The 23,652-nt window shown below is 56.1% G+C and carries 23 protein-coding genes and 1 other annotated feature; of the genes, 17 read left to right on the top strand and 6 right to left on the bottom strand.

Going from position 1 to position 23,652, the window contains the following annotated elements:
• Window positions 1-4: 4 nt before the first annotated feature.
• Both hisG and hisL read right to left on the bottom strand, forming a co-directional pair.
• Entirely contained in the window at window positions 5-904 is a 900-nt protein-coding gene (gene hisG, locus ABLV75_RS17695) for an ATP phosphoribosyltransferase (protein WP_004113925.1), read from the bottom strand.
• Window positions 905-951: 47 nt separating this feature from the next.
• Window positions 952-1,074 (bottom strand) — a sequence feature (His leader region).
• Window positions 1,050-1,100: a his operon leader peptide gene (gene hisL / locus ABLV75_RS17700; protein WP_009654477.1), complete on the bottom strand. Its 51-nt coding sequence runs from the start codon at window positions 1,098-1,100 to the stop codon at window positions 1,050-1,052. Its footprint overlaps the feature before it by 25 nt.
• 175 nt (window positions 1,101-1,275) lie before the next feature.
• Here hisL and ABLV75_RS17705 point away from each other — a divergent pair, with 175 nt between their 5' ends.
• The 3 genes from ABLV75_RS17705 (at window position 1,276) to ABLV75_RS17715 (ending at window position 4,675) form a co-directional block, all read left to right on the top strand.
• The gene (locus tag ABLV75_RS17705; protein WP_135800783.1) at window positions 1,276-2,100 is read left to right on the top strand and encodes an SDR family oxidoreductase; all 825 of its coding nucleotides are present in this window, start codon (window positions 1,276-1,278) and stop codon (window positions 2,098-2,100) included.
• Window positions 2,101-2,138: 38 nt separating this feature from the next.
• On the top strand, window positions 2,139-3,029 hold the full coding sequence (locus ABLV75_RS17710) for a LysR substrate-binding domain-containing protein (protein WP_104876723.1): 891 nt from the start codon (window positions 2,139-2,141) through the stop codon (window positions 3,027-3,029).
• A gap of 287 nt (window positions 3,030-3,316) precedes the next feature.
• Window positions 3,317-4,675, top strand: a complete 1,359-nt coding sequence (locus ABLV75_RS17715) for an APC family permease (RefSeq protein WP_004103635.1) — start codon at window positions 3,317-3,319, stop codon at window positions 4,673-4,675.
• A gap of 251 nt (window positions 4,676-4,926) precedes the next feature.
• Here the strand turns inward: ABLV75_RS17715 and ABLV75_RS17720 are convergent, their stop codons facing one another.
• Entirely contained in the window at window positions 4,927-5,238 is a 312-nt protein-coding gene (locus tag ABLV75_RS17720) for a helix-turn-helix domain-containing protein (protein WP_004103633.1), read from the bottom strand.
• A 238-nt stretch (window positions 5,239-5,476) separates the two neighbouring features.
• Here ABLV75_RS17720 and fusA point away from each other — a divergent pair, with 238 nt between their 5' ends.
• Window positions 5,477-7,579, top strand: coding sequence for an elongation factor G (gene fusA, locus ABLV75_RS17725; RefSeq protein ID WP_348855052.1), 2,103 nt, complete (start codon window positions 5,477-5,479; stop codon window positions 7,577-7,579).
• Window positions 7,580-7,683: 104 nt separating this feature from the next.
• Here the strand turns inward: fusA and sbcB are convergent, their stop codons facing one another.
• Window positions 7,684-9,108, bottom strand: a complete 1,425-nt coding sequence (gene sbcB, locus ABLV75_RS17730; protein ID WP_163471014.1) for an exodeoxyribonuclease I — start codon at window positions 9,106-9,108, stop codon at window positions 7,684-7,686.
• Between the two features lie 180 nt (window positions 9,109-9,288).
• Between sbcB and dacD the strand changes: the two genes are divergently transcribed.
• From dacD to cobS, 7 genes are all read left to right on the top strand, one after another.
• Complete coding sequence (gene dacD, locus ABLV75_RS17735; protein ID WP_004103630.1) at window positions 9,289-10,455, top strand: serine-type D-Ala-D-Ala carboxypeptidase DacD; 1,167 nt, start codon at window positions 9,289-9,291, stop codon at window positions 10,453-10,455.
• Window positions 10,456-10,608: 153 nt separating this feature from the next.
• A complete protein-coding gene (locus tag ABLV75_RS17740) occupies window positions 10,609-12,045 on the top strand; it encodes a capsule assembly Wzi family protein (RefSeq protein WP_004103629.1) in 1,437 nt (478 codons plus the stop codon).
• A gap of 126 nt (window positions 12,046-12,171) precedes the next feature.
• Window positions 12,172-12,645 (top strand): DNA gyrase inhibitor SbmC, encoded by a 474-nt coding sequence (sbmC, locus tag ABLV75_RS17745; protein ID WP_023321266.1) that lies wholly within the window; start codon window positions 12,172-12,174, stop codon window positions 12,643-12,645.
• Window positions 12,646-12,741: 96 nt separating this feature from the next.
• Window positions 12,742-13,800, top strand: a complete 1,059-nt coding sequence (locus tag ABLV75_RS17750; RefSeq protein ID WP_004103626.1) for an FUSC family protein — start codon at window positions 12,742-12,744, stop codon at window positions 13,798-13,800.
• 168 nt (window positions 13,801-13,968) lie between these two features.
• A complete protein-coding gene (locus tag ABLV75_RS17755) occupies window positions 13,969-14,304 on the top strand; it encodes a DUF496 family protein (RefSeq protein ID WP_004103624.1) in 336 nt (111 codons plus the stop codon).
• 188 nt (window positions 14,305-14,492) lie between these two features.
• A complete protein-coding gene (locus tag ABLV75_RS17760) occupies window positions 14,493-14,720 on the top strand; it encodes a bifunctional adenosylcobinamide kinase/adenosylcobinamide-phosphate guanylyltransferase (RefSeq protein WP_348855053.1) in 228 nt (75 codons plus the stop codon).
• Between the two features lie 43 nt (window positions 14,721-14,763).
• On the top strand, window positions 14,764-15,504 hold the full coding sequence (cobS, locus tag ABLV75_RS17765) for an adenosylcobinamide-GDP ribazoletransferase (RefSeq protein ID WP_016809180.1): 741 nt from the start codon (window positions 14,764-14,766) through the stop codon (window positions 15,502-15,504).
• Between the two features lie 243 nt (window positions 15,505-15,747).
• Here cobS and ABLV75_RS17770 read toward each other — a convergent pair whose 3' ends face one another.
• Window positions 15,748-16,857: an adenosylhomocysteinase gene (locus ABLV75_RS17770; RefSeq protein WP_004103619.1), complete on the bottom strand. Its 1,110-nt coding sequence runs from the start codon at window positions 16,855-16,857 to the stop codon at window positions 15,748-15,750.
• Between the two features lie 186 nt (window positions 16,858-17,043).
• On the opposite strand from ABLV75_RS17770, the gene ABLV75_RS17775 reads away from it, so the two are divergent.
• From ABLV75_RS17775 to ABLV75_RS17800, 6 genes are all read left to right on the top strand, one after another.
• Entirely contained in the window at window positions 17,044-17,781 is a 738-nt protein-coding gene (locus ABLV75_RS17775) for an HPP family protein (protein ID WP_004103617.1), read from the top strand.
• 377 nt (window positions 17,782-18,158) lie between these two features.
• The gene (locus tag ABLV75_RS17780) at window positions 18,159-19,583 is read left to right on the top strand and encodes a sugar porter family MFS transporter (protein ID WP_004103615.1); all 1,425 of its coding nucleotides are present in this window, start codon (window positions 18,159-18,161) and stop codon (window positions 19,581-19,583) included.
• A 21-nt stretch (window positions 19,584-19,604) separates the two neighbouring features.
• Window positions 19,605-20,615 carry a Gfo/Idh/MocA family oxidoreductase gene (locus ABLV75_RS17785; RefSeq protein ID WP_004103612.1) on the top strand — a complete coding sequence of 337 codons (1,011 nt, stop codon included), beginning with the start codon at window positions 19,605-19,607 and terminating at the stop codon, window positions 20,613-20,615.
• A 23-nt stretch (window positions 20,616-20,638) separates the two neighbouring features.
• Window positions 20,639-21,088 (top strand): PTS sugar transporter subunit IIA, encoded by a 450-nt coding sequence (locus ABLV75_RS17790; protein ID WP_004103610.1) that lies wholly within the window; start codon window positions 20,639-20,641, stop codon window positions 21,086-21,088.
• Window positions 21,085-22,026, top strand: a complete 942-nt coding sequence (locus ABLV75_RS17795; RefSeq protein ID WP_004103608.1) for a sugar phosphate isomerase/epimerase — start codon at window positions 21,085-21,087, stop codon at window positions 22,024-22,026. The genes ABLV75_RS17790 and ABLV75_RS17795 overlap by 4 nt, the downstream gene beginning before the upstream one ends.
• Window positions 22,027-22,149: 123 nt before the next feature.
• Window positions 22,150-23,154, top strand: a complete 1,005-nt coding sequence (locus ABLV75_RS17800; RefSeq protein ID WP_348855054.1) for a LacI family DNA-binding transcriptional regulator — start codon at window positions 22,150-22,152, stop codon at window positions 23,152-23,154.
• Here the strand turns inward: ABLV75_RS17800 and ABLV75_RS17805 are convergent.
• Window positions 23,151-23,540 carry a tautomerase family protein gene (locus tag ABLV75_RS17805; RefSeq protein ID WP_004103606.1) on the bottom strand — a complete coding sequence of 130 codons (390 nt, stop codon included), beginning with the start codon at window positions 23,538-23,540 and terminating at the stop codon, window positions 23,151-23,153. The two genes, ABLV75_RS17800 and ABLV75_RS17805, sit on opposite strands and share 4 nt — an antisense overlap.
• Between the last annotated feature and the right edge of the window lie 112 nt (window positions 23,541-23,652).

A 23,652-nucleotide genomic window follows, 5' to 3' on the forward strand; every position in this document is an offset into this window, starting at 1 on the left:
CGGATTACTCCATCATCTTCTCAATCGGCAGAACCAGAATGGAGCTGGCGCCCAGCGCTTTCAGTTTTTCCATGGTTTCCCAGAACAGGGTTTCGCTGCTGACCATGTGCATGGCGACGCGCTGCTTGTCCCCCGCCAGCGGCAGGATGGTCGGACGCTCGGCGCCGGGCAGCAGGGCGACAACCTCTTCCAGGCGCTCGGTGGGCGCGTGCATCATGATGTATTTCGATTCGCGGGCCTGAATCACCCCCTGAATACGGGTCAGCAGGCGGTCGATCAGCTGCTGTTTGCTATCCGCCATCTCACCGTCGCGCTGGATCAGGCAGGCTTTGGAGCGGAACATGACTTCCACTTCGCGCAGGCCGTTCGCTTCGAGAGTCGCGCCGGTAGAGACCAGGTCGCAAATCGCGTCGGCCAGGCCAGCGCGCGGGGCCACTTCAACCGAGCCGTTCAGCAGGCAGGATTTAAAGGAGATACCTTTCTGGTCAAGGTAGCGCTTCAGCAGGTGCGGGTAAGAGGTCGCGATGCGTTTGCCGTCCAGTGCCGCAGGGCCGTCCCAGGGTTCATCCGCCGGGGTCGCCAGCGACAGGCGGCAGCCGCCGAAGTCGAGGCGGCGCAGGGTAAAGTAGCGCGGATCTTCGCCCTGGGCGCGGCGGCTCAGCAGCTCTTCTTCCAGCACGTTTTCACCGATAATCCCCAAATCGACCACGCCGTCCATGATAAGGCCAGGAATATCGTCATCACGCACGCGCAGAATATCGATCGGCATATTTTCCGCCATCGCGATCAGGCGCTGGGTGTGCAGATTCACTTTGATGCCGCAGCGGCTGAGTAATTCGCGTGAATCTTCGCTTAAACGCCCTGATTTCTGAATAGCTATGCGTAAACGACTATTGTCTAACATTGTTATTTTCCTCTGTAACCCTGTCTGAATCTGTCCGAATGCGGTCCAAAAAAAAGCCCCCGGAAGTGAATCTTCCGGGGGCTTTTTTTGCGTTCATGCACCACTGGAAGATCCAAATGTCTTCCAGCACACATCGCCTGAAAGACTAGTCAGGATGATGGTGATGATGGTGGTTTTTAAATTGAACGCTGTTCATAAAATTCTCTGTGAATGACTATGCATTTGATGCCTTTTAACCTAAACCACTTCACTCGCATAAAGCAAGGGCTTTTTTCTATCATTAATTCATTTCATATTGACCGAAGAAATTGTCAGTTGCCGCCGGCTGGCGTAGCCTTAAGTCAGCACAGCGAAAATTCAGGAGCAAGGGGATGAAGAAGGTCGCAATTGTAGGATTAGGATGGCTGGGTATGCCGCTTGCGCTGTCGTTGATGTCGCGGGGATGGCAGGTCACCGGCAGTAAGACCACCCAGGATGGCGTGGAGGCGGCGCGGATGTGCGGTATCGACAGCTACCCGCTGCGTCTGGAGCCGCAGCTGGTCTGCGACGCTGAGGACCTGGATGCATTAATGAACGTCGACGCGCTGGTGATTACCCTGCCGGCGCGCCGGACCGGGCCGGGAGACGACTTCTATCGTCAGGCGGTACAGGAAATCGTTGATACCGCGCTCGCGCATCACGTGCCGCGCATCCTGTTTACCAGCTCAACTTCCGTCTACGGCAACGCCAGCGGCACGCTGAAAGAGAGCTCGCCCCGTAATCCGCAAACCGCCAGCGGACAAGTGCTGAAAGAGCTGGAGGACTGGCTGCACAATCTTCCTGGCACCTCGGTGGACATTCTGCGCCTTTCCGGGCTGGTGGGGCCGTCTCGTCACCCGGGGCGCTTCTTTGCCGGAAAATCCGCGCCGGACGGCCAGCACGGCGTGAACCTGGTGCATCTCCAGGATGCGATCGCCGCGATCGAGCTGTTATTGCAGTCCCCGAAAGGCGGACGCATCTATAATATATGTGCGCCTAAGCATCCCGCGCGCGGCATCTTTTATCCGCTGATGGCCCGCGAGCTTGGGCTTCCCGTTCCCGTCTTCTCTGATAACCCGGAAAACGGTAGCGGCAAGATCGTGGATGGCAGCCGTATTTGCAACGAACTGGGGTTTGAATACCAATATCCCGACCCGCTGGTGATGCCGATGGAGTGATCCGCCAGCGGTGAATCGCGTACCGTAAGGGGGTAGCGATGAAACCACTGCTGGATGTGCTCGTCATTCTTGATGCCCTCGACAAAGAGGGCAGTTTTGCCGCCGCCTCGGCAAAGCTCTATAAAACACCCTCCGCGCTGAGCTATACCATTCATAAGCTGGAAAGCGACCTCAATATTCAACTACTCGATCGCAGCGGCCACCGGGCGCGCTTTACCCGTACCGGTCAGATGCTGCTGGAAAAAGGGCGCGACGTGCTGCATACCGCCCGCGAGCTGGAAAAGCAGGCTGTCAGGCTGCATCAGGGCTGGGAAGACAGGCTGGTGCTGAACGTTGATAGCGGTTTCCCGTTTCACCTGTTGGCGCCGCTGATAACGGCGTTTTATCGCCAGCATCACGCCACCCGTCTGGAATTTCGCCGCGATACCCTCGCAGCAGACTGGCAGACCCTGGCGGAAGGGCGGGCGGATCTGCTGCTCGGGGTTCAGAGCGACCCGCCGGCGCTAAGCGGCTACGGTTGTCTGCTTCTCGGTGAACTGACGCAGGTATTTGTCGTTTCGCCCCAGCATCCGCTGGCGCAAATTACCGAACCGCTGAGCTGGCGCACGTTGCGCCGTTATCGCGCGATTGCCAACTGCGGCTCGTTGCCGCAGGCAGAAAATCAGGACAGCCTGACGGTATTCGATCTTTCCGGCCAGCTGACGCTGCTTTGCGCCGGGCTGGGGTGGGGCTATTTGCCGCTATTTCAGGTGCAGCCTTTATTAGCGCGCGGCGAGCTGCGAATAATTCAAACCAGGATGGTTGCGCCGGTAAATCGCGCGTGGATTGGCTGGCATGAAGAGGGCGGTGGTCTGGCGGGCGAGTGGTGGCGAGCAGAGATATTAGCAAATAGTGCTATCCATCAGGTCTATAATACTAAAATCGTATGAATATTAATCTGTTAGAGATTAGCCGTAATTATTAAGCCTTGCAACATCTTGTCATCGTGCCAGTAGTTGTTGCAAAATACGCGTCCTGAAAATCAGAAACTGGCCGACGCTTTTTTAAAGTGTCGGTTATTTTTTTGGTTGAAAGACACATCATTCAATACCAAGAGGCCGGGCTTCGTACCGGATAGATATTTACTAAAAACCGACAGTGGTTGTCGCTGAGGAATACAAAGAAATGGGGCAATTTTTTGCTTACGCGCTGGCGTTCACCGTAAAAGGGGATAACTATGTCGCATAACGCTACTCCAAAAACCTCTCGCGTGGAATTACGTAAAACGCTTACGTTGATTCCGGTTGTAATGATGGGCCTTGCCTATATGCAGCCAATGACGCTGTTCGATACGTTTGGTATCGTCTCTGGATTGACTGATGGTCACGTTGCGACGGCTTACGCCTTCGCGCTGATCGCCATTCTCTTCACGGCGCTGAGCTACGGTAAACTGGTTCGCCGTTTTCCGTCGGCGGGTTCCGCTTATACCTACGCACAGAAATCCATTAGCCCGGCCGTTGGCTTTATGGTTGGCTGGTCATCGCTGCTGGACTATCTGTTCATGCCGATGATCAACATTCTGCTGGCAAAAATTTACTTTGAAGCGCTGGTGCCTTCCATTCCGTCGTGGATCTTTGTTGTTGCGCTGGTGGCCTTTATGACCATCTCCAACCTGCGCAGCATTAAGACCGTGGCGAACTTCAACACCCTGATCGTTATCCTGCAGATGGGTATCGTAGCGGTGATTGTTGGCCTGATTATCTACGGCGTTATGCACGGCGAAGGCGCGGGCACGCTGACCAGCACCCGTCCGTTCTGGTCTGAAGGCGCGCACGTGGTGCCGATGATTACCGGTGCGACCATTCTCTGCTTCTCGTTCCTCGGCTTCGACGGTATCTCTTCGCTGTCTGAAGAAACCAAAGACGCAGAGCGCGTGATCCCGAAGGCTATCTTCCTGACGGCGCTGATTGGCGGCCTGATCTTTATTGGGGCTTCCTACTTCCTGCAGCTGTACTTCCCGGATATCTCGCGCTTTAAGGATCCGGACGCATCGCAGCCTGAAATCATGCTGTACGTTGCGGGCAAAACCTTCCAGTGGGGCGTGCTGATTTTCTCCAGCGTCACCGTACTGGCGTCCGGCATGGCTGCGCACGCGGGCGTTTCCCGTCTGATGTACGTGATGGGCCGCGACGGCGTGTTCCCGACGCGTTTCTTTGGTTACGTGCATCCGAAATGGCGGACTCCGGCGTGGAACGTACTGCTGGTTGGCGCGATTGCGCTGCTGGCGATTAAATTCGACCTCGTGACGGCAACGGCGCTGATTAACTTCGGTGCGCTGGTGGCGTTCACCTTCGTTAACCTGTCGGTGATCTCACAGTTCTGGATCCGTGAAAAACGCAACAAGACGCTGAAAGACCACTTCAACTATCTGGTTCTGCCGGTGTGCGGCGCGCTGACCGTCGGCGCGCTGTGGATCAACCTGGAAGAGAGCTCCATGGTTCTCGGCCTGATCTGGGGCGGTATTGGTCTGGTCTACCTGGCCTGCGTGACCAAAAGCTTCCGCAACCCGGTACCGCAGTACGAAGACGTTGCCTGATCGCGTTTGGTGATGAGAAAGCCGGAGGGAAACCTCCGGCTTTTTTGTTTCTGGCGGATGTCGATCTTTCCGACTCGCGCTACGCTTAGCCGGACTACAGATTCACCGCTGCCCACGGTCTGGTAGCCCGGGTAAGGCGTGTACGCCGCAACCCGGGATTCCCGGGCACGAGTTCGTGTGGTTTTGCGGGGTGGTTGCCCGGATAGAGGCGCAGCATCGCCTCCGGCAGATTCGGCAGAAATGTGGGCGATTTACTTCTCCTGCTGCATCACCTTAAGCAGCGTATCCAGCAGGCCGGGAAAGCGCGCGTCTAAATCTTCCCGGCGCAGCGAAATCAAATTCTCCCGCCCCTGAGGCCGCTGCCAGATCACCCCGCTGTCGCGCAAGACGCGCCAGTGGTGAGTCATGGTCGACTTCGCCACATCTTCATGACGCAGGGCGTTACAGCTCTGCTCGCTGCCGTCGGCAAGGATCCGGATAATCTCCAGCCGGAGCGGGTTACCGAGGGCGAAAAGCACATTTTCGAGGCGAATTTGTTCACGTTCGGGGTGATTGGCGATCATAATATTCCTGTGTCGGCGGCGGCGCAGATCCGCGAGCAGCAGCCGTTATCGGCGGCTGGCCGGTAATATACCCAAACTCTTTTTCTAAAGCCACGCGCGTCGTCGCAGCTATACCAATCGTAACTATAGCAAAAATAGTTCGAATATACTCGTACAGTTGTACTATGATGAAAGCCGTTTAATGAACGGCGGCTCATTCCGGCCGCTGACTGACAGTCAAAATGACTAAGGACGCATCATGCCCCGACCCATCCCCCTCGAACGTTATCGCAACATCGGTATCTCCGCGCATATCGATGCCGGCAAAACCACCACCACCGAGCGCATCCTGTTTTACACCGGGATGAGCCACAAGCTGGGGGAAGTACACGATGGCGCGGCAACTACCGACTGGATGGCGCAGGAGCAGGAGCGTGGGATCACCATTACGTCCGCGGCGGTGAGCTGCTTCTGGCCCGGTATGGACCGCAGCTTTGAGCCACACCGGATTAATATCATCGATACCCCCGGGCACGTGGATTTCACCATTGAAGTCGAGCGCTCTATGCGCGTACTGGACGGTGCGGTCATGGTTTACGACTCCGTGGGCGGCGTGCAGCCGCAGTCGGAAACCGTCTGGCGCCAGGCGAACAAATACCACGTCCCGCGGCTGGCCTTCGTCAACAAGATGGACCGCCCCGGCGCGGATTTTTTCCGCGTGGTGCAGATGATGACCGATCGCCTGAAGGCGAACCCGGTACCGATTGTGATCCCGGTGGGCGCCGAAGAGCACTTCACCGGCGTGGTGGACCTCATCAAAATGCGCGCTATTTTGTGGGATGACGCTACCCAGGGAATGACCTTCAGCTATGCGCCGGTGCCCGACGAACTGCTGGAAACCGCCCGGTTGTGGCGGGAAAAAATGGTTTCGGCGGCGGCGGAAGCCAGCGACGAACTGATGGATAACTATCTTGAAACCGGCGAGTTGAGCGAGGCGGAAATCGTCGCCGGACTGCGTCAGCGCACGGTGAAGGGGGAAATCCAGGCAGTGCTGTGCGGCAGCGCGTTTAAAAACAAAGGCGTGCAGCGGATGCTTGATGCGGTGGTTGAGCTGATGCCGTCGCCGCTGGATATTCCGGCGATTCAGGGCGTGGATGAGAAAGGGCAGCCCGCTGAACGTCACCCGAGCGACGACGAACCGTTCTCGGCGCTGGCATTTAAACTGATGACCGACCCCTACGTCGGCCAATTGACCTTTATCCGCGTCTATTCCGGGACACTGAAAAAAGGCGATGCGGTGTGGAATCCGGTGAAAGGCAAGAAAGAGCGCATCGGCCGCATCGTGCTGATGCAGGCCAACGATCGCCATGAAGTGGACGAACTGCACGCCGGAGATATTGCCGCCTGCGTCGGCCTGAAGGATGTCGCCACCGGCGACACGCTGTGCGACCCGGATGCGGTGATTACCCTTGAACGGATGGAGTTCCCGGAGCCGGTGATTTCGCTGGCGATTGAACCGAAAACCAAAGCCGATCAGGAGAAAATGGGTATCGCCCTGCAGCGATTGGCGGCGGAAGATCCGTCGTTTCGTCTGCATACTGACGAGGAGTCCGGCCAGACGATCATTTCCGGGATGGGTGAACTGCATCTGGAGATTATCGTTGACCGCATGAAGCGCGAGTTTGGCGTCGAGGCGAATATCGGGCGTCCGCAGGTGACCTATCGCGAGACGATCCGCAAAACGGTCAAAGAGGTGGAAGGCAAGTTTGTTCGCCAGTCCGGCGGTAAAGGGCAGTACGGTCACGTGGTGCTGACCCTTGAACCGCTGGCGCCGGGAAGCGGTTTCGTGTTTGAGGACGCGACCAAAGGCGGCGTGGTGCCGCGCGAGTATATCCCTTCAGTCGAAAAAGGGCTGCGCGAAGCGATGGGCACCGGCGTGCTGGCGGGATATCCGGTGGTGGATATTAAGGCGGTCCTGACGTTTGGTTCGTATCACGACGTTGACTCCTCGGAGATGGCTTTCCGGATGGCGGCGATATTCGGCTTCAAGGAGGGGGCGCGCAGGGCCGACCCGGTTATTCTTGAACCGGTGATGCACGTGGAAGTGGAGACCCCGGAAGAGTACGCCGGCAATATTATGGGCGATCTCTCTTCCCGGCGCGGGATGGTGCAGGGAATGGAGGAGCGGTTCGGCAGCCAGATTATTCGCGCCGACGTGCCGCTGGCCGAGATGTTTGGCTATTCCACCACGCTGCGTTCAATGTCCCAGGGCCGGGCGACCTACAGCATGGAATTCCACCACTACGCGGAAGCCCCGCGCAACGTGGCTGAGGCGATTATCGCCAGCCGCGCCAAAGGCTAAACTACGTTCCCGGGTGCGACGCGAGGGTCTTACCCGGGATACGAGTCCTGCCACCGTTTGTAGCCCGGGTAAGGCGTTAGCCGCAACCCGGGAATTTCTTCCAGTCAAACAATATCCTGCGCGTACTGCCACAGCGCCTTCAACTGCGCCAGCTTCTCTTTATCATCCGCATATTGCTGATACAGTATCTGTAGCTCATCGGCGTAGGCCTGCAAAAACTCTGGCGTAAACACCTGGCGACGGTGCTCCAACCAGCGCTGCTGCTCGGCTTCATCCAGCGTGCCCGGGTAATTGCGCGCGCGATAGTTGAACAGTAGACGCTCAATACGCTTGTCGGCAAAGGTAATGTCCAGCGCCGGCAGATTGCGCGGCTCCGTCTCGAGTACGATTTTCATCGCCGCGCGGTCGGCATCGCTGAAAAAGCCGTTATACAGCTGTGCATCGACGTTATCGGACGGCACAAACGGCTCCGCTTCGGCATAAATCGCCACCACTTTCTCGCGCACCTGTGGATTAGCCCGCAGCCGCTGGGCGTTCTCCAGACAGCGCTGGATATTGATGCCCAATCGGTCAGCATCCTGCGGGCGCAGGGTATTTTGCTGCGCCAGCACCGGACACTTATTGAGGTGGACCAGCTTGATCGGCACCGCAGCCAGATCGCCCAACTCGCTTTTCGGCGTATACAGCCGTTCGCGCAGGGCATCGGCATCCAGATCCAGCAGAGGGGCGATATCACCGGCCAGGTCGACCATAATCACCGCGTTACGGTTATCCGGGTGCCACGCCAGCGGGGCGACCAGGCTGGTGTTGCCGCGCGCCGCGCCGAACATACCGGAAACATGCACCAGAGGCTTGATCTGCGGCACGTCAATCAGCGTCGCCAGCTTGCGCTTGTTGCGGTGGGCGTAAAGATAGTCGAACAGGCGCGGCTGCTGAGTCTTCACCAGCTTTGCCATCGCGATAGTGGCGTAAACGTCGGCCATCGCGTCGTGGGCGTTGCTGTGTTCGATGCCGTTAGCGACGGTCAGATGCTCCAGCCGGAAGCTCGGTAAGCCCTCATCATTTTCCGGCCAGTTGATCCCCTCGGGGCGCAGCGCATAGCAGGCGCGCATCACGTCCAGTAGATCCCAGCGGGAGTTGTCATGCTGCCAGCTCCAGGCGTAAGGATCGTAAAAATTGCGATAGAAGATATTGCGCGTGACTTCATCATCGAAGCGCACGTTGTTGTAGCCGACGATGCAGGTTTTCGGCACCGTGAACAGATCGTGAACGCGGCGGGCAAACGCGGCTTCGTTGTCGCCTTTGGCATTGGCCTCCTGCGGCGTTATCCCGGTGACCATTACCGCCTGCGGCTGCGGCAGATAGTCGTCGGCGAGCCTGCAGTAGAACACTTCAGGTTCGCCGACGACATTCAGGTCTTCATCGGTACGGATGGCGGCAAACTGCGACGGCCGGTCGAGCGAAGGGCTGGTGCCGAAGGTCTCGTAATCGTGAAACAAAAATCCGGGCTGGTTGGCGCTATCTTGCATAATCTGTTCATTATCCCTGGTGGCGAGCAGCCATCATGGTAAACGATTTGCCGGGCCATCAGAAGGGTATCGGCTTTACCTGACACCGCCAGTGTCATATTTTCTTGCAATTAAACCCTGATATGAAACGAGAAGTTCCGTAAAAAGGACGGCGAATCTGTCAATTTAGAGGATATGCCGTTGAAAGGCCGTTTGTTTATTGCTGTATCTTTGCTCGCTGCGAGCGTTTCTTGCGCATTTGCCGCCAATGATTTTCCCGTCAACGTGACGCCGCCTTCCATTCAGGCCGGTTCCTGGGTGCTGATGGATTACACCACCGGCCAGGTCCTTACCGCCGGTAACGAGCATCAGCAGCGCAATCCCGCCAGCCTGACCAAACTGATGACCGGCTATGTGGTCGATCGCGCCATCGACAGCCACCGCATCACCTTTGACGACATCGTCACCGTCGGTAAAGACGCCTGGGCGCAGGGCAATCCGGTCTTTAAGGGATCTTCCCTGATGTTTCTTAAGCCTGGCGATCGGGTTAGCGTACGCGACTTGAGCCGCGGGCTCATCGTTGACTCCGGCAACGATGCCTGCGTGGCGCTGGCGGATTATGTTGCCGGCGGCCAGCCGCAGTTTGTCGCGCTGATGAACAGCTATGTGGACAAACTGCATTTACAGGATACTCATTTTGAAACCGTTCACGGCCTCGACGCGCCGGGGCAGCACAGCTCAGCCTACGATCTGGCGGTACTCTCGCGGGCGATTATTCACGGCGAGCCGGACGTTTATCATATGTACAGCCAGAAGAGTCTGACGTGGAACGGCATTACCCAGCAGAACCGCAATGGTCTGCTGTGGGATAAAACTATGAACGTTGATGGTCTGAAAACCGGCCATACCTCCGGCGCCGGCTTCAATCTGATTGCCTCCGCGGTGGACGGCCAGCGCCGGCTGATTGCGGTAGTCATGGGGGCCGACAGCCCGAAAGGGCGTGAACAGCAGGCGGCGAAGCTGCTGCACTGGGGTCAGCAAAACTTCGATACCGTCCAGGTCCTGCAGGACGGCAAGCAGGTCGGCGTTGAGCGTATCTGGTATGGCGATAAAGAGCAGATTAGGCTGGGGACCGATCAGGACTTCTGGTTAGCGCTGCCGAAATCGGAAGTCTCGCGCATTAAGGCGAAATATGTGCTGGATAAAAAAGTGCTGGAAGCGCCGATTGCCGCCCACCAGCGGGTCGGTGAAATCTCGCTTTATGATGGCGATAAAGTCGTTGCCCACTGGCCGCTGGTGACGCTGGAAAGCGTCGGCAAGGGCGGCATGCTGTCGCGCTTTAGCGATTATCTGTATCAAAAACTGTAACTTCTCCGCCGCTCCGCCCGGAGCGGCATCTCGTAGCTGTTTGATTATTATGCTGCTTCGGTTGGCGCTTTGTTTAGTGTCCATCCCTTACCTTACCCGGTCACCATTCAGGAAATCCCCTGGCGCTTGTGCGCCCAAAATGGAGCTGGGAAGATGAAATACTTTGCGCGTAGTGCGCTTTCTCTGGGACTTTTCGCCGTTTTTAGCACCTCTGGTTTTGCCTCTGGCCTCGTTCTGGCCGATAACGAATTCCGCAATGATTTAGCCTGGTTATCCGACCGCGGAACCCTCTCTTTAAGTTTGTCCACCTGGCCTTTGAGCGAAGAAGAGATTAACCGTGCGCTGGCCAATGCCCATCCGACAACATCCGCAGAGCGGGTGGTTCTGAGTCGGGTAAATCAGCGTTTAAGGGCGCTCAAAGCCGACGTGCGCGTTACCGGTTACAGTTCCACTGATAAGCCGGGAACTCCGCAGGGGTTTGCCCAGTCTTATCCCGCTGACCAGTCGCTTTCTCTCGCCCTGAACAACAGCGGTGAATGGTGGGATCTGCATCTACAGGGCAATGTTGAAGGCGACAAACGCATCGACAACGGCTCCAGTGTAAACGCCAACGGCGCATACGGCGCGGTAAAACTGTGGAACCAGTGGCTGGCGTTCGGGCAAATCCCGCAGTGGTGGGGACCGGGTTATGAAGGGAGTTTGATTCGCTCCGATGCCGCGCGTCCCATGACCGGTTTTCTGCTGCAGCGTGCAGAACAGCGGGCGCCGGAAACCTCATGGCTAAGCTGGATTGGCCCCTGGCAGTATCAACTTTCCGCCAGCCAGATGAACCAGTACGCCGCCGTACCGCATACCAAAATCTTCGGCGGTCGCCTGACGTTTTCGCCCATCTCCTCGCTGGAACTGGGCGCTTCGCGCGTTATGCAGTGGGGCGGCGAAGGGCGACCTTCATCATTCAGCAGCTTCTGGGACGGCCTGACCGGCAATGATAACACCGGTGAATCGGCCGACGATCCCGGCAATCAGCTGGCCGGTTTTGATTTCAAGCTGAAGCTGGCGCCAACCTTGGGCTGGCCGGTGAGCATTTACGGCCAGATGATCGGCGAGGATGAAGCCGGATACTTGCCCTCGGCGCACCTCTACCTTGGCGGCGTAGAAGGGCACCATCAGTGGAACAGCAATGCGGTTAACTGGTATCTGGAAGCCCACGATACCCGCTCGAATATGGGACGCACCAACTATATCTATAACCACTTTATCTATAAAGATGGCTACTATCAGCAGGGCTACCCGCTGGGCGATGCGATGGGCGGCGATGGACGCCTGTATGCCGGTAAGGTGGAGCTGGTCACCGAAGAAAATCAGCGCTGGAGCGCGCGCCTGGTCTACGCGGAAGTCAATCCGAAGAACCAACGAATCAATAAAGCCTTCCCGCACGCCGACACGCTGAAGGGCGTACAGCTGGGCTGGAGCGGCGATGTCATGCCGACGGTTCGCCTGAATACCTCCATGTGGTACACCGATGCAAACCACAGCGCCAGCGACGATGTTGGGGCCAGCATTGGCATTGAACTGCCGTTCAGTTTATAACCCGCTGGTGGCGTTTTTTTAATCTTCTTGCCGCGCGGATTTGTGAATTGCCGCACATACTATGGGTGATTGTACTGTTAGATTGTATGTATATACATACAGTATTTTATCAACAGTGGAGGCAACATGGACTATAACGTTAAATCCGTAGGCAAGAAGAAAATTGCCGGTTTTCATCTGGTCGGCCCCTGGGAACAGACGGTTAAACAGGGGTTTGAACAGCTGATGATGTGGGTCGACAACAGCCAGGTTCCGGCGCAGGAGTGGGTGGCCGTTTACTACGACAATCCAGACGAAGTCCCGGCGGAAAAGCTGCGCTGCGACACCGCCGTCACGGTGGCGGAAGACTATCAGATCCCTGAAGGAAGTGAAGGCGTGATGATGACCGAAATCGCCGGCGGCGAGTATGCCGTTGCCCGCGCCAGAGTCGAGAATTTCGATTTTGCGACTCCGTGGTATCAGTTCTTCGAAAGTCTGATGCAAAGCACAGAGCATCAGATGGCGATGAAGCCCTGTTTTGAAGTCTACCTTAACGATGGTAACCAGGACGGCTACTGGGACATTGATATGTATATCGCGGTTGAACCCGTAGTGAAGTGAACTTATCCCTTTAATTGACAAGGTTTCTTACATTCGCGTGATGCTTGCGGCGAAAAAGCAGTTACAATTGCCCTTTTCGTTGTGTCGGAGTCGGTTGTGCGCGCGGATAAATCACTTAAGCCATTTGAAATTCGGCTGTATCGCCATTACCGCATCGTCCATGGCGTGCGAATAGCATTGGCCTTTGTGCTCACCTTTGTGCTGGTGCGCCTGCTTAACGTGCCGGAAGGTACCTGGCCTCTCATCACCCTGGTGGTGGTGATGGGGCCTATCTCCTTCTGGGGAAACGTCGTCCCGCGCGCGTTTGAGCGTATCGGCGGCACGATCCTCGGCTCGGCGCTCGGGCTGGTGGCGCTCAAGCTGGAACTTATCTCTCTGCCCATTATGCTGCTGTGGTGCGCGGTGGCGATGTTCCTCTGCGGCTGGCTGGCGTTGGGTAAAAAGCCCTACCAGGCGCTGTTGATCGGCATCACGCTGGCGGTGGTGGTCGGCGCGCCGCCGGGCGATATGACGACCGCGCTATGGCGAAGCGGCGACGTTATCTTTGGTTCCCTGCTGGCTATGCTGTTTACCGGTATCTGGCCGCAGCGGGCTTTCCTGCACTGGCGCATCCAGATGGCCAGCTACGTCACCGCCTTCAACCGTCTGTATCAGGCGGGCTTCTCGCCGAACCTCGTCGAGCGTCCGCGTCTGGAAAAGCATATGCAGAAGGTGCTTAACGATGTGGTCAAAATGCGCGGATTAATTACGCCTGCCAGCAAAGAGACGCATATCCAGAAGGCCATCTTTGAAGCGATCCAGACCGTTAGCCGTAATCTGGTGTGCATGCTGGAGCTGCAAATCAACGCCTACTGGGCATCGCGTCCCGGCCATTTTGTTATGCTGAATGCCCATACGCTGCGCGAAACGCAGCAAATGACCCAGCAGACGTTGCTGACTATCGCCCATGCATTGTATGAGGGCAATCCACAGCCGATTCTTGCTAACAATGAAAAGCTCAACGAAATTGTGGCCGAGCTGCGCCAGCTCATCAAAGAGCAGCAGGACGACAATTTCTCTGAAACGCCAATCCATGGTTATGTCTGGCTAACCATCGAACTGGCGCGGCAGCTTGAGCTGCTGTCGCATTTAATCTGCCGGGCGTTGCGTAAATAAAGACCAGATACGCGCGGTTTGCCCATCGCTTGCTTCGATTCAGCAGCGTTTAGGGTTATGATAAAGGCAAAGGAAAAAACATTGTCATCAGCGGCTGCTAACAGTTATGTTAGCCCTATGTAGCAGTCGCTTTAGCGAATCCGAATCTCAAATATTAGGGGTGTAAAAATGGAAACAACTAAGCCTTCTTTCCAGGACGTACTGGAGTTTGTTCGCCTGTATCGTCGCAAGAATAAACTGCAGCGTGAAATTCAGGACGTTGAGAAAAAGATCCGTGATAACCAGAAGCGCGTACTGCTGCTGGACAACCTGAGCGACTACATCAAGCCGGGCATGAGCGTTGAAGCTATCCAGGGCATCATTGCCAGCATGAAGAGCGATTACGAAGATCGCGTTGACGACTACATCATTAAAAACGCCGAGATCTCCAAAGAACGTCGCGATATCTCTAAAAAGCTGAAAGCAATGGGCGAAGCGAAAGTAGAAGATAAATCTGCCGAGTAATCCCGTTTGCGTGCTCCGGCGGCTCTCGCTGCCGGAGTGATTCCTCCTCTTGCGTCATCTCGCATTCCTTAGCAAAACAGCCTCTGTAACGCTGAACCTTTCCCCAGGAATTTGGTATACTTCCGCCGTAAACATATTGATATCGGAAGGTTTTATCTCATGCTGTCCCTGCAACAGGTGCCGCCGCGATGATACTGATGATCGGCGACGCGCTTAGCGGCCTACGCCGTGATGCCCAATCTCTACTCAACTCTTTCGTTTCGGCGATCTATATCGCTACCTCCCGGATATCCGATAACCAAATAGCTGCACGCATTCAACATCACCGCGATACCCGGCTGGCTCACTGGCGGCTGGAAGAGCGTCCACGCAGCAGCTACGCAGATAAGTCAGGTTACGGTCGGCGGCGGCGGTGAATAACCGCTGGTCGCAAGGTTTAACGACAGGAGTCATCTTTCCATGATTAAGTCATTTTTTGCCGCATTATCGTTTATCAGCCGCTTGCCGGTCCCGGCGCGTTTGTCTCAGGGGCTAGAAATTGAACAATATCAACGTAGTATCGTTACTTTCCCCTTTGTTGGCCTGCTGCTGGGGGCGATCGCGGGGGTTGTCGTGATATTGCTCCAGCCCTGGTGCGGCGGCCCGCTTGCCGCGCTGCTCGGCGTGCTGGCGCTGGCGCTGTTGACCGGCGGCTTCCATCTGGATGGGCTGGCGGATACCTGTGATGGCATTTTCTCTGCCCGCCGCCGCGAGCGGATGCTGGAGATTATGCGCGACAGTCGGTTGGGCACTCACGGCGGGCTGGCGCTGATTTTTGTGCTGATTGCAAAAGTGCTGGTGGTCAGCGAGGTCACGCTGCGCGGTACGTCTGCGGTTGCCGCCCTGGCGGCCGCCTGCGCCGTGGCCCGTGGTATGGCGGTGCTGCTGATGTACCGTCAGCGCTACGCCCGCGAAGAGGGGCTGGGCAATCTGTTTATCGGTAAAATCTCGCTGCAACAGACGCTGATCGCCATGGGGATCGCTCTGGCGCTGGCGACGCTGCTGCTCGGCGTTAACGGTCTGCGCGCAGCGCTTATCACGCTGGTGCTGGTCTGGGCGCTAGGCCAGGCGCTGAAGCGTACTCTGGGCGGGCAAACCGGCGACACCTTAGGCGCGGCGATTGAGCTCGGTGAAGTCATATTTTTGCTGGCCCTGCTGTAAGTTTGCTTTCTTCCCGGTGGCGCTGCGCTGACCGGGCTACGGGTTAACAGCAGTCTGCGGACCGGTAACCCGGACAAGGCGCATCGCGCCGCCTGCGGGGGATGTGCTGAGGTGAGGGATCGGCATGATTTCTTCCCGGCTCGCGCTGCGCTTAGCCGGGCTACAGGTTAACAGCAGTCTGCGGACCGGTAGCCCGGACAGGCGCAGCGCGCCGCCTCCGGGAAAATTACTCAGCGCATGTGCTTAGAGCGCTTTTTGCCATACGCTTTGCGGCAGCAGATAAACGTCTGCCGGCGCCGTCATGCCGTCGGTTACAATATGCTGGATGCCGCTGGCCATCACCGCCAGGGTGACGTCAAAGGCGTTCAGGCTATCGCCAAAACCCGCGGTCAGGTTGAGCATTGAACCGTTCGCCATCAGATAGATCGTTTTCTGGCCCATCCGGTAAGCGTTGATATAGGGCATGACCTCTTCATGGCTGAACTGGCGCAGGTACTCGCAATCAATCTCTTCCGCCACGTGACCCACGTTGAGGATAAACACTCCATCTTTGCATTTATCAAGCGCCTGGCTGTTAACGACTTTTTTGCCGCCGGTAGCCGTGGCCACCACGTCCGCCGAAGCTATCGCCTCCTGTAATTCAACAACGTGCCAGCCGTCGTAGGCAGCCTGTAATCTTCGTGCCGGGTCGATTTCCGCCACCATGACCTGGCCGCCGAAGGCCTTCGCCGCCGCCGCAACCCCCTGGCCGACCAGACCATAGCCGATGACCAGTACTTTTTTCTCATGCAGGGTCAGGTGGGTCGTCTGGAAGAAGGTATGCCACGCGGTCAGGCCGACCATATGACGGTTATGCAGACCTTCCTTAACCGGCAAATCATCCCAGTTAAAAATCGGATAGCCGGGCCGAATATCGCCGAGGCGGCTAACGCCAGAGCCTGTCGCTTCAAGCCCGGCGACAACATTGCCGAACTCCCCACGCTGATGCAGTAGGGTTGTTATATCCGCGCCCATTTCGCACAGATGCGTCGGCTGCCAGGCAATCGCTTTTTCCCACGATTGCTGCCAGTCGGCATCGCTCATATCACGCCATGCGCAAGCCTCAGCGCCGCGCTCCACCAGCCAGGCGACCACATCATCCTGCACCGTGGTTGGGTTACAGGTGGTCAGGAAAACCTTCGCCCCTTTTTCCAGAATTCCCTGCACCAGTGGGATCATTTTCATATCCAGGTGCATACAGCAGGCCAGACGAACCTGGCTGAGGTCGGGCAGGGCGGCGACCTGGCGCAGCGTACGCGGCATATTCTGGCTGGCCCATGCGATTTCTTTCTCTAATTTTATCTTGTTATTCAACGTATTTGACCTTCAATCCATAGAGTACTGATACCCAAACGTGAGGGCGATTTTAGCGTAGCGCGCGCCTTTTTTACATTCACAAAATGAATAACGAAAAGCCACGATAAAGGCGTGGTTGTTAAAACAAGGTTAAAAAAAGAAAATGAAACATAAGTTCTTATTATGACGTAAGCGAGCTGCACGATGTTAAGCGTTTTACCCGGATCGCTCTTTTCACGGATCCGCATTTTCCTTGGCCGCCTTAAGCCGCACGCGTTACCGGTCGCCAGAAAACATATCGTTCTGGCGTCAATAGGCGCCGGGACGGGGCTGGCGGTCACCAGTATGTTTAGCCACTGGCTATTAGGCGAGGTCAATATCTGGTTTATCGCCCCGATGGGCGCGTCGGCGGTGCTGCTGTTTGGCGTGCCGAGCAGTCCACTGGCCCAGCCGTGGTCGATAGTCGGCGGTAATGTCCTTTCAGCGCTGATTGGCGTGACCGTGGGAATCGCCATCCCGAACCTGGCCCTGGCCTGCGGCGTGGCGGCAGGGTTGGCGATCGCCGGCATGTATTTCCTGCGCTGCCTGCATCCGCCGGGCGGAGCGGTGGCGTTAACGGCGATCCTCGGCGGGGCGGGGATACAGAGCGAAGGCTATCACTTTGTTCTGACCCCGGTGTTACTCAACTCACTGATGCTGGCGATGCTGGCCATTGTTTTTAATAACCTGGTCGGACGGCGCTACCCGCATCCGCTGGCGGCGGAGGAAGTGAAGGCGAAAGCGGAGGCGGTGCCGCTGGGCATATCCGTGACGCGCGAAGATATTCATGCAGCCCTGCTGGACGGTCAGTTTCTCGACATTGATGAAGACGACGTGCAGGAGCTGCTGGAAAATATTGAACAAAAAGCCAGACAGCGTATCGCCAGCGCCCAGCGATCCTGACGTCCCTGGCTCTCTGGGGAACGCGGATTAATCCACGGGTTCCCCTTCGTATAGCCTTCCTCCCCAGCCATTAGCCTGAACCACGCATTTTGCTCCCCCCGAAAGCGACAAGCTCTGCGGATCGTGACTGCGATCGACAAAATTGGCCATTCAATGAGCAAAAAGTTGACGCCCTTAACGAAATGAATATTTCAAAATAACTTGTTATGGATTTTTTAATCCGTGAGAGTATAACAAGTTGTTAAATAATGCACCCGGGTGCAAAAAGGTGCAAATGTATTCCTGATGCCAGAACCTGCCGTATCTGGATCGGCAATGTGATCTTTTTATTCATAAAAACAAAACGATAGAACGCTCATCCCTGACAGGACAACAAAATGACCGATCATGTGATAACTGAAAGTCGTAAAACAGATAATGATAAGAAAATCAAATTAATCACCCTCGTCTCAACCATTGGTGGGCTGTGCTTTGGCTATGACACCGGGGTTATTTCCGGCGCACTGATTTTCATGAAGAACGATCTTGGCCTCACTCCTCTGCAGGAAGGGCTGGTGACATCGTTTTTATTATTCGGCGCGGCAATCGGCTCCGTTGGCGGCGGCTGGCTGTCCGACCGCCAGGGGCGGCGGAAAAATATTCTGTGGGTAGCGGTGATTTTTATCTTTGGCGCCCTCGGTACCGCCGTCGCGTGGGATATGTCGTCGATGATAATCGCCCGCTTTATCCTCGGCCTGGCGGTTGGTTGTGCGTCAGTTACGGTGCCGATTTATATTTCAGAGCTGGCGCGGCCCGCGCAGCGTGAACGGCTGGTGACGGTCAACGAACTGATGATCGTCACCGGGCAGTTTCTCGCTTACTCCGTCAACGCTTCCATCGTCAATTTCTATCCCGACATGTCGCACAACTGGCGGCTGATGCTGGCTATTCCGGCGCTGCCCGGCGCGCTGCTGTGGATTGGAATGCTGGTAATGCCGGAGTCTCCGCGCTTCTTCGTGCGTAAGGGGCAAATAGACAAAGCGGTTGCGGTGCTGAAAACGATTCGTCGGCCTGAAGAGGTGGAGCAGGAGATCCGCGATATCCAGCAGGTGAGTCAGATTGGCATCAACCATGGCCGATTTGTTGACGAGCTGAAGAAAAAATGGGTGCTGCAGCTGATTTTGATCGGGCTGATGATTGTGCTGGCAACGCGCGTAACCGGCGTGAATACCATTATGTACTACGCGCCGACGGTGCTGAAAGCCACCGGACTTGGCGATGCGGCGGCGGTGACCGGCGCCGTGGCTAATGGCGTCGTGTCTATTCTGGCCACGCTACTAGGGATGCTGTTAATTGGCAGGCATTCCCGACGGAAAATGTTCTTTACCGGACAGATCGGCGTCACCCTTAGCCTGGTGTTGATTGGTCTCTCGTTCAAGCTCTTCTTCCATATGGAAACCGTTGATGGCGTCAGCGGCTTGCACGCCAACTTTACCGGCGCCAGCTACATCATCCTTGCCCTGATGCTGATGTTTCTGACCTTTATGCAGGGTTGGATCGCACCGGTGTTCTGGCTGATGCTCGCGGAAATTTACCCGCTGCGGATGCGCGGTCTGGGTATGGGTTTTGCGGTATTCGGATTATGGATATTTGACTTCATCATTCAGTCTATTTTCCCGATTTTACTCAACAGCTACGGCGGCGGAATGACCTTCGGTTTCTTCGCGGTAACCAACGTCATAATGCTGATTCTGCTGGTGAAGTTCCTGCCGGAAACCCGTGGCTTAACCCTTGAACAAATTGAACAAAAATTCAGATTCTGATTTAGCGACATGGAGGAATATATGACAGTTAATATCGGTTTAATTGGTTTAGGTATGATTGGGCGCGATCATCTCCAGCGTTTTCAGACGGTGATTCAGAACGCCAGGGTCAGCGCCGTCTGCGATATCAATCGTAATGTTACCGACACTATTGCCCGCGAATATGGCGCTCAACCCTATTACGATGCGGTCGAAATGATTCAATCGGACGACGTGGATGCGATCTTTATTTGCTCTATTGGTCCGGTCCATAAAGAACAAATTCTGGCCGCCATCAAGGCAGGTAAACCGGTGTTTTGCGAAAAGCCGCTGACCCCAACCGCGGATGAAGCCAAAGCGATTATTGATGCTGAAGTGGCCTACGGCAAACGTATGCTGCAGCTGGGTTTTATGCGCCGTTTCGACCCAGGGTACAACCAGCTTAAAGCGACTCTGGATAGCGGTGAACTGGGGGAAATATTGCTCATCCATTGCGCACATCGCAACGCCTCCGTGCCAGAAAGCTACACCCTGGAGATGGCGATTAACGATTCGGCGACCCACGAGATCGATATTATCCGCTATCTGCTTAACGAAAATATCGTTTCGGTACGCGTCGATAAACCACAGAAGAAAACGCGCAGAGCCTGCGCGCATCTGCAGGATCCGTTGATTGTGATTTTTGAAACCGAATCCGGCGTACGTATTGATGATGAGCTGTTTGTTAACTGCGATTATGGTTACGACATTCGCTGTGAAGTGATTGGCGAAAATGCCATTAGCGCATTGACCGAACAGGCTCTCACCACCGTCCGTTCGGCACAGGGTTATAGCCGCGCTATCCCCAAAACCTGTATGGAACGTTTCGCCTCCGCCTACGATCGCGAGGTGCAGAATTTCGTTGACCGGGTAAACCTGGGGGCGGAGATGAGAGGGCCATCATCGTGGGACGGATTTGTCGTGGCGATGGTATGCGATGCTGGCCTGGCATCGCTGAAGGATGGCGAAAAGCACGCGGTCTCTCTGCCGGAGTGTCCGGCGCTCTACCGCTGACCCATTAACGAAGGGAGAGGCGCATGTTAACGCTGAAACCAGAAGATATTTTTATTGGCTGTCGGGCGAATTCAAAGAAAAAGGCGCTGCGTATTGCCGCGGATTCCCTGCAGGCCAGCGGCTACGTCAGCGAGGGTTTTTTTGAATCGATGGTGGATCGCGAAAAGGCGCTCTCTACCTGGCTCGGGGCGGGAGTGGCGATGCCCCACTGTAGCAAAGAGGGGATCGACCTGGTGCGGCAAACCGGTTTCCAGCTGTTTCAGTTCCCGGATGGCGTGGGCTGGGGGGAGGGGAAAGTGGCTTTCCTTGTGGTCGCCGTGGCGGCAAAAAATAATGAACACATTGATGTTATAGCGGATCTGGCAGACCTGCTTGATGACGAAGTGAAAACCACGCTGCTGGCCAGCGCCGACAGCAAAGACGCGTTTATGCAGATCCTCGAAGGACACTCATTTAAGAAGGATAGAATATGAAACTGGCACTCTGTACCGATGTTCTCGCCGGCCTGGCGTTCCCGGAAATGCTCGATCGCGTCAAGCAGTACGGCATTACGGGCGTGGAAATGACCGCAGGCGGTTGGTCGCCTTGTCCACATGTTAAAACTGAAGAACTGCTGGCTTCTTCGGCAGCGCTGGCGGCGTTTCGCGGAGAACTGGAAAAGCGCGGAATGGAGATCGTTGCGCTGAACTGTTCGGGTAACCCGCTGGCCCCCGGCGCGCTGGGCGAGAAGCATACCGCCAGCAGCTATCGTACCGTCGAGCTGGCGGCAAAGCTGGGGGTGAAAAAGATTGTCATGATGAGCGGCCTGCCGGGCGGCGGGCCGGACGATAAAATCCCTAACTGGATCACCTCGACGGTTTCCTGGCCGGACTATATGCCAGGCGTGATCGATTACCAGTGGAACGAGGTTGCTATTCCCTGGTGGCAGGCTTTTACCCGCCATGCGGCTGAACACGGCATCGAACAGATTGCTCTCGAGGAATTCCCCAGCCAGCTGGTTTACAACCCGAGCACGCTGCTGCGCCTGCGTGAGGCGGTTGGCGACATAATCGGCATGAATCTCGATCCGTCGCATCTGATCGCCATGGGTGCAGACCCGATTGCAGCAGCCCGTAAGCTTGAAGGGGTGATTTATCACGTCCACGGTAAAGACGCGCGTATTGAACGCGGGCTGGCGGATGTCGACGGCTTACTGGAATACCAGCCGGTCACGCAGACCAAAACCCGCACCTGGAACTACGTGGCGGTTGGCTGTGGACAGGATTTGAAGTGGTGGAAAGAGTTCTTCTCGGTGCTGCGCATGACCGGATATAACGGTTATGTGTCGCTGGAGATGGAGGACCTGACGATGAGCGTTGAAGCAGGGCTACGGACGTCGATTGATGCCCTCAACGCCACATTAAGTCAGTGACAACGGGCCGCGTTTTCCCTCCGGGGGGCGGGAGAACGCGGCGCGTTTTTTGTTGAGCGGATTCTATCTTGCTGTATTTTACGTTCTATTGGATGTTTTTTATCAGGAACGTTAAAACCGAGTATGAGCGCCCCAAAACGACAAAAAGCGACCGCCAGCGACGTTGCGTTACTGGCTGGCGTCTCCAAATGGACGGTTTCCCGGGCATTTACCCCCGGGGCCTCCATCCAGCCCAAAACCCGGGAAGAGGTGATGAAAGCCGCTAATATTCTGGGATATCGACCAAATTTACTGGCGCGTAGCCTGACGCAAAAGCAAACGCATATTATTGGCGTGGCGGTCGACGAGTTACGCAATCCCAACATGGTGCTGCTGCTTAACGAAGTGACTCGCCAGCTGCAGAATCGCGGCTACATGGCGCTGGTGATTAACGTCACCGACGAAGAAAACACCCGCACGGCGATGGAGCTGGCTTACCAGCTCCAGGTTGACGGTATCTTATTTATGGCAACGGTGCTGACACCGGAACTTATCGCGATTGCCACTGAAATTCATCGCGTTCCGCTGGTGCAGATTGGCCGTAATACCGATCATTCGGAAATCCAGGTGGTCAATATCGATGGTCGGCTTGCCGGAAAGCAGCTTGCTGAACTGCTACTGGCGCAGGGGCATCGCACTTTTGGCTATATGAAGGGTCCGGATACCGCTTCCCACCATTTAATGAGGATGGAAGGATACGAAGCGGCGCTGGAGCAGGCAGGCTGCCGGCTTGATACTCTGCTGGTTGCCGGCCAGTATTTACGTACCCGGGGATATGCGGCGATGAGTGACTATCTGGACGCGACGCCCGCAGGCGAAAGAGTAGATGCCCTGTTTTGTGAAAACGATATTCTGGCGATAGGCGCGCTTCAGGCGCTGCGCGAGCGCGATTTAACGATGGGTATTGTCGGTTTCGATAATATCGATGAGGCGGCGGCGCCGGAATGGCAGCTAACGACCTACGATCAGCGACGGGAGCGGCTGGTGGAAGAGGCGTTGAATCGGCTCATTGATGCTGCTGAAGGGCCGACGGCGACGTGGCGCACCGGGGAACCCATCGTGCGCCAGTCGCATCGTCGGCAGAGCTAAAGGTCGCCGGTAATATACTGCGCTACGCCGTGAGCAAAACTCCAGTCCCCTTTGTGGTTGCTGATTACCGAGATCATGAGATCCTCGCCGCTCAGACCGCAGTGCTCTTCAAGCTCAGCCTGCAGAGTGGCATAAAAAAGCTGCTTCTGCGCTTCGCTGCGCGGGCTGGTATAAACCCTCACCACCACTATGTCCCGGCTTCGCGTCAGCCCCAGCCCGGTATCCTCAATAATCATATGGTGAGCTTTGTTTTCGTGAACAATCTGGTAGCGGTCACGCTCTGGCACCTTGAACGCCTGCACAACGGCGCGATGTGCCGCATCCAGCAGGGTTTTGATCTCGTTTTCGCTGCGTCCTTCAATGATATCAAACGTCAGTAATGGCATAGCAGATGGTCCTTATTGTCGGATTTACCTCGGTGAAAGAGATGCTACCTCGTGCTGAAGTCGGTAAAAACCGCTATATTTGAACTCATTGTTTTTCTCTGTGAACAATCAT

Origin of the sequence: Klebsiella sp. CN_Kp066 (assembly GCF_040065135.1) — a bacterium.
In the GTDB taxonomy this organism is placed as follows: Bacteria; Pseudomonadota; Gammaproteobacteria; order Enterobacterales; family Enterobacteriaceae; genus Klebsiella; species Klebsiella oxytoca.